General features: G+C 30.1%; 10 protein-coding genes and 1 other annotated feature. Of the genes, 9 read left to right on the forward strand and 1 reads right to left on the reverse strand.

Going from position 1 to position 11,438, the window contains the following annotated elements:
• Positions 1–171 precede the first annotated feature (171 nt).
• The 4 genes from ACI3VO_RS14470 to thrS all read left to right on the forward strand — a co-directional run bounded on the left by ACI3VO_RS14470 (position 172) and on the right by thrS (position 5,622).
• Positions 172–1,107, forward strand: coding sequence for an ABC transporter permease (locus ACI3VO_RS14470; RefSeq protein ID WP_439758595.1), 936 nt, complete (start codon positions 172–174; stop codon positions 1,105–1,107).
• Between the two features lie 104 nt (positions 1,108–1,211).
• On the forward strand, positions 1,212–2,363 hold the full coding sequence (locus ACI3VO_RS14475) for a M20 family metallopeptidase (RefSeq protein ID WP_439758596.1): 1,152 nt from the start codon (positions 1,212–1,214) through the stop codon (positions 2,361–2,363).
• 114 nt (positions 2,364–2,477) lie between these two features.
• Positions 2,478–3,266: a putative sporulation protein YtxC gene (locus tag ACI3VO_RS14480; RefSeq protein WP_439758597.1), complete on the forward strand. Its 789-nt coding sequence runs from the start codon at positions 2,478–2,480 to the stop codon at positions 3,264–3,266.
• Between the two features lie 130 nt (positions 3,267–3,396).
• Positions 3,397–3,623: a binding site (T-box leader), on the forward strand.
• A 79-nt stretch (positions 3,624–3,702) separates the two neighbouring features.
• The gene (gene thrS, locus ACI3VO_RS14485; protein ID WP_439758598.1) at positions 3,703–5,622 is read left to right on the forward strand and encodes a threonine--tRNA ligase; all 1,920 of its coding nucleotides are present in this window, start codon (positions 3,703–3,705) and stop codon (positions 5,620–5,622) included.
• Positions 5,623–5,707: 85 nt separating this feature from the next.
• On the opposite strand, the gene ftsH is transcribed toward thrS, so the two are convergent.
• Positions 5,708–7,111 carry an ATP-dependent zinc metalloprotease FtsH gene (gene ftsH, locus ACI3VO_RS14490; RefSeq protein WP_320627019.1) on the reverse strand — a complete coding sequence of 468 codons (1,404 nt, stop codon included), beginning with the start codon at positions 7,109–7,111 and terminating at the stop codon, positions 5,708–5,710.
• Between the two features lie 485 nt (positions 7,112–7,596).
• Here ftsH and infC point away from each other — a divergent pair, with 485 nt between their 5' ends.
• From infC to ACI3VO_RS14515, 5 genes are all read left to right on the forward strand, one after another.
• Positions 7,597–8,172: a translation initiation factor IF-3 gene (infC, locus tag ACI3VO_RS14495; protein WP_439758599.1), complete on the forward strand. Its 576-nt coding sequence runs from the start codon at positions 7,597–7,599 to the stop codon at positions 8,170–8,172.
• A 43-nt stretch (positions 8,173–8,215) separates the two neighbouring features.
• Positions 8,216–8,413: a 50S ribosomal protein L35 gene (gene rpmI, locus ACI3VO_RS14500; protein ID WP_290693282.1), complete on the forward strand. Its 198-nt coding sequence runs from the start codon at positions 8,216–8,218 to the stop codon at positions 8,411–8,413.
• A gap of 74 nt (positions 8,414–8,487) precedes the next feature.
• Positions 8,488–8,844 carry a 50S ribosomal protein L20 gene (gene rplT, locus ACI3VO_RS14505; RefSeq protein ID WP_320627021.1) on the forward strand — a complete coding sequence of 119 codons (357 nt, stop codon included), beginning with the start codon at positions 8,488–8,490 and terminating at the stop codon, positions 8,842–8,844.
• Positions 8,845–9,023: 179 nt separating this feature from the next.
• Positions 9,024–10,382 (forward strand): TrkH family potassium uptake protein, encoded by a 1,359-nt coding sequence (locus ACI3VO_RS14510; protein ID WP_439758601.1) that lies wholly within the window; start codon positions 9,024–9,026, stop codon positions 10,380–10,382.
• A 22-nt stretch (positions 10,383–10,404) separates the two neighbouring features.
• Positions 10,405–11,094 carry a potassium channel family protein gene (locus tag ACI3VO_RS14515; RefSeq protein WP_439758600.1) on the forward strand — a complete coding sequence of 230 codons (690 nt, stop codon included), beginning with the start codon at positions 10,405–10,407 and terminating at the stop codon, positions 11,092–11,094.
• The last annotated feature ends 344 nt before the right edge of the window (positions 11,095–11,438 follow it).

The following is an 11,438-nucleotide window of genomic DNA, read 5'->3' on the forward strand; positions in this document are numbered from 1 at the left end:
GTTCGGTGCATTTAAATACGGTGGAACGAAGATGCAATCAGTTGGAGCTCCATCTGAGGTAGTTAATATAATTATCGGATCTATAGTCTACTTCATAGCACTGACTAGTGTTATTAGAATTTTATATTTAAAAATCAGACAAAAAAGAACAAGTAAAGGGGGGAGTAAATAATGAATGATTTAGCAATTATCCTTAGTACAACGTTAATGTATTCTACTCCTCTTATATTTACAGCGCTTGGCGGTATATTCTCAGAGAATTCAGGTATAGTAAATATAGGACTTGAAGGTATGATGACAATTGGAGCATTTGCTGGAGCGACAGCAGGTGTTTTAACTGGAAATCCATGGATAGCATTTTTGATAGGAGGAATAGCAGGAGGTTTATTTGCATTGATACATGCGATTGCAACTGTAAGCTTTAATGCAGATCACACTATATCAGGTGTTGCGATAAATCTTTTGGCTCCAGGTGTTGCATTATTTACATCTAAAATATTATTCAATGGTTCAGTTACAACTCCGACTATACCTATGGAAAATAAAATACCGAGACCTTTTAATGGAGTTTTTGAATATGGAAGTATATTAGATACTATATTTAATACTTATGCAACTACATATATAGCTTTGGCTATGATATTTGTAGTTTGGTTTGTATTATATAAGACTAAGTTTGGACTTAGAATAAGAGCAGTTGGTGAGCATCCAGGTGCAGCTGATACTTTGGGAATAAATGTTGCGAAGGTAAGATATATAAGTGTAATACTTTCGGGAATACTTGCTGGCTTAGGTGGGGCGTCTATGAGCTTGGCGATAGTTTCAACATTTAGACCATCTTTAATATCTGGACAAGGATATATAGCTTTAGCTGCTGTTATATTTGGTAAATGGAGACCACAGTGGGCTGGAGCAGCCTGTATATTATTCGGATTTTCGACAGGACTTACAGTTTATTTAGGAAATCCAACATTAGGAATAAATATAAATGAAAATCTATTATCTATGTTGCCTTATGTAGTAACATTGATAATGTTAGTTTTATTTGTTAAAACATCGAAGGCACCAGCGGCTTTAGGTAATCCATACAAAAAAGGTGAACGATAAAGAAAAAGTACCATGTTTGAAAAGAGCATGGTACTTTTTCTTTATTCTGGCTTTTCAGAGTGATACAATTTATATTAGAAATAATTGTATACGGAGGAATAAAAATGGAAAAAATAGTTTTTGATATAGTAGAAAAGCTTTCACCAGAATTTGAAGAAGTAAGTAAATTTATATTTGATCATCCTGAATTGGGTGACAAAGAATATATATCATCAAAATATTTAGTTGATAAAATTGCAGAGCATGGATTTGAAGTTCAATATCCTTATTGTGATATAGAAACAGCATTTAGAGCAGAATTAAAATGTGGAGATGGTCCTAAAATAGCATTTCTTGCAGAATATGATGCTCTTCCAGGATACGGCGAAAATCACGATCAAAATGGTCACGCATGTGGACATAACTGGATTGCAGCGTTGACTTATGGCGCTTGCGTATCTCTTAGTAAACTAAAGGATTTATTTAAAGGAACTATAGTCTTTATGGGTACTCCTGCTGAAGAAACGGTAGGTGCTAAATGCGATATGGTTGATAGAGGTGCATTTGACGATATAGATGCAGTTTTCCAAATGCATTTAGGAGGAGTAAATAACCTAGATCCAGTAGCTTTGGCGATGGATTCTATAGAATTCTCTTTCGAAGGGGTTGCAGCACATGCAGCAGCTTTCCCTCATATGGGAGTAAATGCCCTTGATGCAGTACAGCTTACATATGCAGGTATAAATGCACTTAGACAACATATAACTCCAGATGCTAGAATCCACGGAATTATAACTAATGGAGGCCAAGCTCCTAACATAATCCCACACAAGGCACAATGCAGAATAACTATAAGAGCCCAAAAGAGAGAATATCTAGATACATTAACTCAAAAGGTTATAAACTGTGCAAAAGGTGCATCACTTATGACTGGAGCTAAGTTATCTTATACAAATTTTGAAAACTCATTTGATGATTTAGTAAACAATCAAAATTTAAGAAAAATAGTTGAGAAAAACTTAATAAAATCAGGAATTACTGAATTTACAAAGCCAGAAGGAAGTTCTGGTTCAAGTGATATAGGAAATGTTTCTCATGTTTGTCCAACTTACTATTGCGAAATAGAAGCGACTGAAGGCAAAGAAGTATTTGTACATGAAGAAGGATTTTTAAAGGTTGCAGATAGTGAAATTGCACACGATAGACTTCAAAAATCAATAAAAGCCTTAGTACTTAGTGCGATAGAAGTATCTGAAAATCCAGATATATTAAAATAAAAAAGGTAACACAATTTTCCATATAAAAAATGAATTAAAAAATAAAAAATAGACATACTACTATATAGATATATTTCAACTTATCCTTTGATTTGATGGAAAGGGACGATAATATTGACAAATAAGAAAATACATATAAATTACTTACCACAGCATGATGATTTAGTAAATTTATTTATGAAGGATAACAGTGAGAAGTATATTATATGTAATCAGCAGTTAAGAGATTTAGTAGTAAATGTAGATATGGAAAATAAAGAAGAAACAATAAATAAAATTATAGAGTTAATTTTGATTATATTAAAAAATAAAAATTTAAAAGAATACATATGGAACAATTACAGAAATTTAAATGATGAGGAAAAGGACAAAGTATATCTAGAGGCTAAGTATTTACTCGATAAAAAGGAAGCATTTATAATAAATACAATTTACAATAAATTAGTTGAATTTATAGATACAGGAGAATCACTCAATATAGATGGATTTTTTAGATTTAGAATGAGGGATTTTATGGTGTATATATCTATAATTAGCGATATTGCGCTCGAAGAATATTTAATAAAAAGAGATAAAAATCAATTTATAAATACATTAAAATATTTTATAGAATCGCAAGATAGTAAAATCGATTTATTGATAATACATATAATGCAAGATGGTAATTTTAAATTTTACGATCAATATGGAATCGAGATAAATGATAATAATACCGAGGAAATGATAAGTATGATTATTAAAGATGATTTAAATTACGAAGATTTTTTAATAAGTACTTTGATAAATTTGTGTCCTAAGAGAATAGAGATAATAGATAATTTAAGAGATGAGATTTCTGAGGAAATTATAGAAAATATAAAAATAATATTTGAAAATAATGTTAAGGTTACTTTTAAACAGTAGATATTTAAAGAAAACTTTTTCATAAAAAATAAAAATTTATGATTTTATATAAAATTTTGTTGATATTTAAGGTTGAATGATTTTTGAGTATCTGTTATAATCTAAATCAGAGTAGTTAAAGAAATTAAAATATTTTGCGATGAAGAGGACAAGTAAATTTGAATCTATTTTATCAGAGAGTAAGGTCATTGGCTGGGAGCCTTATAAAATAATCAAATTGAAAAACTACCTTGGAGCGGAACTTATTAGCACGAAGTGTGAAAGTGTTCGGTTGACTACCTTATAGTCATCAAGAGGATTTATTTTTATTAAATAAATCAACTTGGGTGGAACCACGAAATAATACTCGTCCCAACTTTTAGGGACGAGTTTTTTTATTTAGATTAACTATAAATTTAAAATTTATTTTGGGATATAAAATTATAGGAGGCATAAAATGATTAAAGTTACATTAAAAGACGGTTCTGTTAAAGAATTCGAAGGCAAAGTATCAGTATTAGATATCGCTAAATCTATAAGTGAAGGTTTAGCTAGAGCTGTTGTGGCAGCTTCAGTTAATGGAGAAACAGTAGGTCTTGACTATGAAGTAAGTGAAGACTGTGAATTAAATTTATTCAAATTTGAAGATCAAGAAGGTAAGGATGTATTTAGACATACATCAGCTCATATACTAGCTCAAGCTTTAAAGAGATTATATCCAGATGTTAAGCTTGCTATAGGACCAAGTATAGAAAATGGATTCTACTATGATATAGATTTAGAACACAGAATAACAGAAGATGATTTAGCTAAAATAGAAGATGAAATGAAAAAAATAGCTAAAGAAGATTTAAAAATAGAAAGATTTGAACTTCCAAAAGAAGAAGCTTTAAAATGGGCTAAAGACAATGATGAAATATACAAAGTTGAATTAATAGAAGAATTACCAGAAGGTGAAATAATATCATTCTACAAACAAGGTGATTTCACTGATTTATGTAGAGGACCACATCTTCCATCAACTAAAAAAGTTAAAGCAGTAAAATTATTAAATGTTGCAGGTGCTTACTGGCGTGGAGATGAAAAGAACAAGATGCTTCAAAGAATATACGGTACTTCTTTCGAAAAAAATAAAGATTTAGAAGAATACCTACATTTAATGGAAGAAGCTAAGAAGAGAGATCATAGAAAATTAGGTAAAGAATTAGAATTATTCATGGTACCAGAAGAAGGACCAGGATTCCCATTATTTATGCCAAAAGGTATGGCACTTAAAAATGCATTATTAGATTTCTGGAGACAAGTTCATAGAGAAGCAGGATATGTTGAAATAGAAACTCCAATAATCTTAAATAGAAAATTATGGGAAACTTCAGGACACTGGTTCCACTACAAAGAAAATATGTACACTGTACAAATAGATGAACAAGATTATGCTATAAAACCAATGAACTGTCCAGGTGGATTAATCTACTATAATTCTAAACCACACTCTTATAGAGATTTCCCAATGAGAGTTGCTGAGCTTGGTAGAGTTCATAGACATGAGTTATCAGGTGCTTTACATGGTCTTATGAGAGTTAGAGCATTTACTCAAGATGATGCACATATATTCATGCTACCAGAACAAATAAAAGATGAAATAATCAATGTTGTTAAACTTATAGACAGTGTTTATAAAGTATTTGGATTCGAATATTCAATAGAATTATCTACTAGACCAGAAGATTCTATGGGTACAGATGAAGAATGGGAAGTAGCTGAAAATGGTTTAAGAGATGCACTAGAATATCTAGGATTACCTTATGAAATAAATGAAGGTGACGGAGCATTCTATGGACCAAAAATAGACTTCCACTTAAGAGACTGCTTAGGAAGAACATGGCAATGTGGTACTATCCAATTAGATATGCAATTACCTCAAAGATTTGATGCTACTTATATAGGTCAAGATGGTGAAAAACATAGACCAGTTATGATACACAGAGTTTTATTAGGTAGTATAGAAAGATTCATAGGTGTATTAACTGAACATTATGCTGGTAAATTCCCAGTTTGGATAGCTCCAACTCAAGTTAAAATACTTCCTATATCTGATAAATTCAACGATTACGCTCAAGAAGTTAAAGATGCATTATTTGCTAAAGGCTTAAGAGTTGAAATAGATGACAGAGCAGAAAAAATAGGATTCAAGATAAGAGAAGCTCAATTAGAAAAAGTTCCTTACATGCTAGTTGTAGGTGAAAAAGAAGTTGAAGCTAAAGCTGTTTCTGTTAGATCTAGAGATAAAGGTGAAATGGGTAGCTTAGCATTAAATGAATTTGTAGCTATGGTATGCAAAGAAGTTGAAGATAAAGTTAATGTAATTCAAAAATAATTAAATAATAATAAATAATGACTTATAAAAAAAGATATCGCGATGTAGATTTTAAATTCTGCATCGCGATATCTTTTTTATAATTTTAATTTGCTTCTTCTTTTCTAATTAAATCTTCTAATTCTTCACAAGTCATAGTTTCGTTTTCAAATAAGAAGTTAGAAACTATATGTAGGTCATTGATATTTTCTTTTAAAAGATTTAATGTCTTGTCGTAGCAGCTATTGACGATATGGTTTATTTCCTTTTGGATATCTTTAGATAAAAATGATTTTGCATCTTTATCGATTGTTATAAGTCCTAATCTACTCATACCGTAATCACATACCATATTAGTTGCTATATCTGTGACTTTTTGTAAGTCATCTTTGGCTCCAGTTGATTGATGGTCGAAAATTAACTCCTCGGCTGCTTTGCCAGCTAGCAAAATTTGCATTTTTGAGATTAATTCTGTTTTTGTATATATATATCTATCTTCATCTGGAAGTTGAAGAACATATCCTAGAGCTTCACCTCTAGGGATTATAGATATTTTTTGTATTTTACATAGATTTAAGATATTGCTTACAAGAGCATGTCCGGCCTCGTGGTAAGATACAATTTTCTTTTCTTTTTCGATTAAAACAGAGCTTTTAGATTCGACACCTGCTATAACTCTCTCAAGAGCTTTGTCAAAATGCTCAGAGGTTATAAGCTCACTTTGTTCTCTGACTGCGAATATTGCTGCTTCGTTAGCTATGTTTGCTAAATGTGCACCGTTAAATCCATGAGTTTTCTTGGCTAATAAATCTAAGTCTACTGATTTATCTAGGGGCTTGTTATTAGTATGCACCTTCAAAATTTCATATCTAGTACGGACATTTGGAGAACTTATATGAATATGTCTGTCAAATCGTCCAGGTCTTAAAAGCGCATCATCTAGAAGATCAAGTCTATTAGTTGCACCTATTATGATTACATTTGAATCCTTGTTGAAGCCATCCATTTCTACTAATAGCTGGTTAAGTGTTTGGTCCTTTTCGTTGTTGCTCTCTAAGTGTCGTTTAGCTCCTATAGCGTCTATTTCATCTATGAATATTATACTTGGAGCTTCTTTTCTGGCTTTTTCGAATAAGGTTCTAACTCTTTTGGCACCGACACCTACGTATTTTTCGACGAATTCAGAACCAGTAACGTTAAAAAATGATGAATTTGTCTCTCCAGCAACGGCAGATGCTAATAATGTTTTGCCGGTTCCGGGAGGACCGTAAAATAAAATTCCTTTAGGAATTTTAGCTCCCATTTTTTGATATTTTTCTGGTGATTTCATAAAATCTACAACCTCGAATAGTTCTTCTTTTATTTCATCTAGTCCAGCGACATCTCTAAATGTTGTTTTGGGCTTTGCACCTACTGAACCGTCATTGCTACAGTCCTTTTCGAGCTTTGTTTGAGCAAAAACGGGAACGGGGTTATTAAGTTTTTTAAAAAAATTGTTAAGTAAGTTCATATTTTGCACCTCAGGTAATAGAATTTTGATTTATTTTATTTTTTCCAATGATGTAAAGTTTTATTATGATTTTATAAAAAAATAAACTATGTAAACTAAGATGTCATAAATAAGTATAACCAGCTGGATTTTTATTATTCTAAAAAAATGAAATACTACAATTAAAATCTATTACAAGTAAATAGTGAAATAAGATAGGATATATTTTACAGATGAATTATTGAGAAGAATAGGTTATAATAAAATATGGTTACAGAAATGCAGTTTAGTGCATATTATATATTAATATTGTAATAAAAATAATAAATAAAAAAGTAGTTGACATAGCTTAATAAAAGTTATATAATTTATACGGTAACGAGGTAGAAGATATAAAACAAGAAGAATTCATTCTCACCTTACGACGAAGGTTAGTAAGGTTAATATAAGCTAAACTATCATATCCTTATATAGGAGATGATATTAATTTTGATGACTTATAGCGGATGAATTTGTTCATTCGCTTTTTTATATTTAATATAATAATTTGGAGGTGTCCTACAATTAGCAAAGAATTATTAATCAATGATCAAATAAGAGATAAAGAATTAAGAATAATCTCTGAAACTGGAGAACAACTTGGAATAATGTCTGCCAGAGAAGCTCAAATAATAGCAAATGGAAAAAATTTAGACTTAGTAAAAATTTCTCCTAATGCTAAACCACCAGTTTGTAAAATTATGGACTATGGTAAATACAAATATGAACAAACTAGAAAAGAAAAAGAAGCTAAAAAGAAACAAAAAACAATAGCAGTTAAGGAAATAAGATTAAGACCTGGTATAGAATCAAATGACTTAAATACTAAAGCGAACAATGCTATCAAATTCCTTAAAAAAGGCGACAAGGTAAAAGTAGAACTTCGTTTTAGAGGTAGAGAATTAGGACATAAAGACATTGGTAAAGAAGTAATGCTTAAATTTATAGAAATAGTTAAAGAGTTTGGTGAACCAGTGAAAGCCCCTGCATTTGAAGGGAATAACATGGTTGTAATTATAGATCCAAAAAAACAAACAAAATAAAGAAATAGATTTAATGACGATTAACTGAGAGGAGGAAGTTATCATGCCAAAAATGAAAACTCATAGAGGAGCAGCAAAAAGACTTAGAAAAACAGGAACTGGAAAATTAAAAAGAAATAAAGCTTATAAAAGTCATATATTAACTAAAAAATCTCCAAAAACAAAAATGAACTTAAGAAAATCAGCTATAGTTAGTGAAGGAGATGCTAAGAGAGTAGCTCAATTATTACCATACAAATAAGAATAGCTAATCAGAACGGATTAGAACAAACAAAAAAATAAAAAATAATTAAAAAACATAAGGAGGTCATGAACATGGCAAGAGTTAAAGGCGCAATGAACGCTCGTAAAAAACATAAAAAAGTGTTAAAACTTGCAAAAGGATTCAGAGGATCTAGAAGCAAATTATATAGACCAGCAAATACTTTCGTAATGAAAGCATTACAAAACGCATATATAGGAAGAAAATTAAAGAAAAGAGACTTCAGAAAACTTTGGATACAAAGAATAAATGCAGCTGCTAGAATGAATGGAATATCTTATTCAAGATTAATGAATGGATTAAAATTAGCAGGTGTTGAAGTTAACAGAAAAATGTTATCTGAAATGGCTATACAAGATCCAGCTGGATTTGCTCAATTAGTAGAAGTAGCTAAATCTAAATTAGCTTAATTATAACATTGATTATATAAGAGATAATAGCGGACTCAATTTGAGTTCGCTTTTTTAGTATTAAATTAACTTAAAGAAATTTTGATATTATTGTTAAAAAACCATATTTATCATATAATATGATTGATTTTAATAAATACAGAGGAGGCATTTTTTCATTGAGAATCATAAATAAAGATATGTTTAAATTTCTACAAAAATGGAGTGCAGTTCAGATTATAACGGTTGGATTTTTATTGATAATATTATTTGGTGCATTGGTATTATCTATGCCTGTTTGTAGTGCCGATGGTTTGAGTACGAATTTCGTAGATTCACTTTTTACGGCGACATCTGCGGTATGTGTTACGGGATTAGTTGTATTTGATACATCTGTGCATTGGAGCTTATTGGGTAAGGTTGTAATAATATCTTTGATTCAAATTGGCGGTTTAGGATTTATGACAATAGCCACAATGATATCTTTAATTAGAGGAAAGAAAATTAATTTAAAGGAAAGATTAATAATACAAGAATCTTTAAATCAATTTGATTTATCAGGTATTGTAAAGCTAACAAGACAGATAATTTTTATGGTTTTTATTATTGAAGCTGTCGGTGGAGTCTTGTTGTCTATAAACTTTATTCCAAAATTGGGACCTGTAAAAGGTTTGATGTATGGAATGTTCCACTCAATTTCTGCATTTTGTAATGCGGGATTTGATTTGATGGGTTCTATAAGTGGACAATTTTCATCATTGACGTCTTTATATGACAATGTTTTTGTAATGATAGTTGTGTCTTTATTGATAATACTTGGAGGAATTGGATATCCAGTTATACTAGATTTTTTGAAAAATAAAAGATTTTCTAAATTAAATGTTCATTCAAAGCTTGTCATTACATCTACAGCAATACTTTTATTAATAGGATTTATATTTATATTTTTGGTAGAATATAACAATCCAGATACTCTAGGTAATATGAATATGAAGGGTAAGCTTCTCTCTTCAATATTCCAATCTACAACATTTAGAACAGCTGGATTTAATAGTATAGATTTATCCTTAGCTAGGGAATCAAGTATATTTTTAATGATAATACTTATGTTTATAGGGGCTTCACCAGCATCTACTGGTGGAGGTATAAAGACTACTACAATAGCTGTATTATTTTTAACTGTTAAGGATTTCTTGATTGGAAAGGATCAAATACAAATTTTCGAAAGAAGTATAAGTACTGAAGCTATTAGAAAATCAATGGTTATATTTTTTATAGCTATATTTATAGTTATAGTTGGGACATTGACTTTATCTTTAACAAATCCTCAGTTTTCTATTATAGAATGCGCATTTGAGGTTGCATCAGCATATGCAACAGTAGGACTTAGTATAGGTGGAAGTCCAAATTTAAATATTATAGGAAAGTTTATAATAATAATTTTGATGTTTTTAGGAAGAGTAGGCTCATTGACTATATTTACAGCTATTTTATCAATAAATATAGCTAAAAAGGATAAAAATATAAAGAGACCAAATGGTAAAATAATAGTAGGTTAATAATAGATAAGAGGTATGAATTATGAAAAAAAAATTTTACAGTAATAATAGCAAAGAGAAGCAATATATTGTAATCGGATGTGGAAGATTCGGCTCAGCTGTAGCTACAAAAATGAGTGAATTTGGAAATGAAGTAATGGTTATAGATAAAAATGAAGATGCGATTGATGATATCGCTGAAAAGGTTACACATGCAGCAATATTAGATGTTACAGATGAAAGAGATTTAAAGAGTATTGGATTAGGAAATTTCGATGTAGCAATAGTTGCGATTAGTTCGGATATAAGAGCTTCTATTATGGCTACAATTATGGCGAAGGAGCTAGGTGTTCCTAAAATAGTATGTAAAGCAAAGGATGAATTACAAGCAAAGGTTTTATATAAAATTGGAGCAGATAGGGTAGTTTTTCCAGAGAGAGATATGGGAGTTAGATTAGCGTATAATCTAGCATCAGAAAACATTCTAGACCAAATTAATTTAGATCCAGAGTATTCTATTATGGAGATTGTAACTCCTCAAAGCTGGGTTGGTAAGACTATAATAGAATTAAATTTAAGAGCTAAATACGATATTACAGTGCTAGCCGTAAAAGCAAAAGGAGGTCTAAAGCTGATGCCTTCTCCAAAGTATAAAATGGAGGAAGAAAATATTTTAGTTATCATAGGTAATATAGATAAGATAAATGACATAATTTCAAATCAAGAATTTTAATTAGGAGGCATATAACAGCTAATATAAATCTATAAAAATCCATAAAACCATAGTATATTTTTATGGATTATATATAATGATACTGAAGTAATAAATGAAATATTACTCAATAGTATAATTTGCAAATAAAATAGAAAAAAAGGTTCAAACGCTTAAAAATTGAGATAAATTTATAACAGATACTGGAAGCGAAAATAACACTGCATTTATTTGTAGGCTTTAGGATAATATAGATAATAAAGCCAAGAAAATAATTGAGGAGTTAATATAGTATGATAAAGACATTAAAAATAATGCTAATTCCAAATAATAAACAAAAATCTAAATTATTTCAATCAGCAGGC

It is taken from the genome of Intestinibacter sp., assembly GCF_051866655.1.
Lineage (GTDB): Bacteria > Bacillota > Clostridia > Peptostreptococcales > Peptostreptococcaceae > Intestinibacter.

Coding starts and splice junctions, on each gene's coding strand:
- ACI3VO_RS14510 (WP_439758601.1), top strand. CDS start 9,024: ATGTTTAAATTTCTACAAAAATGGAGTGCAGTTCAGATTATAACGGTT.
- ACI3VO_RS14475 (WP_439758596.1), top strand. CDS start 1,212: ATGGAAAAAATAGTTTTTGATATAGTAGAAAAGCTTTCACCAGAATTT.
- ACI3VO_RS14470 (WP_439758595.1), top strand. CDS start 172: ATGAATGATTTAGCAATTATCCTTAGTACAACGTTAATGTATTCTACT.
- rplT (WP_320627021.1), top strand. CDS start 8,488: ATGGCAAGAGTTAAAGGCGCAATGAACGCTCGTAAAAAACATAAAAAA.
- thrS (WP_439758598.1), top strand. CDS start 3,703: ATGATTAAAGTTACATTAAAAGACGGTTCTGTTAAAGAATTCGAAGGC.
- ACI3VO_RS14515 (WP_439758600.1), top strand. CDS start 10,405: ATGAAAAAAAAATTTTACAGTAATAATAGCAAAGAGAAGCAATATATT.
- infC (WP_439758599.1), top strand. CDS start 7,597: ATGAATTTGTTCATTCGCTTTTTTATATTTAATATAATAATTTGGAGG.
- ftsH (WP_320627019.1), bottom strand. CDS start 7,111: ATGAACTTACTTAACAATTTTTTTAAAAAACTTAATAACCCCGTTCCC.
- rpmI (WP_290693282.1), top strand. CDS start 8,216: ATGCCAAAAATGAAAACTCATAGAGGAGCAGCAAAAAGACTTAGAAAA.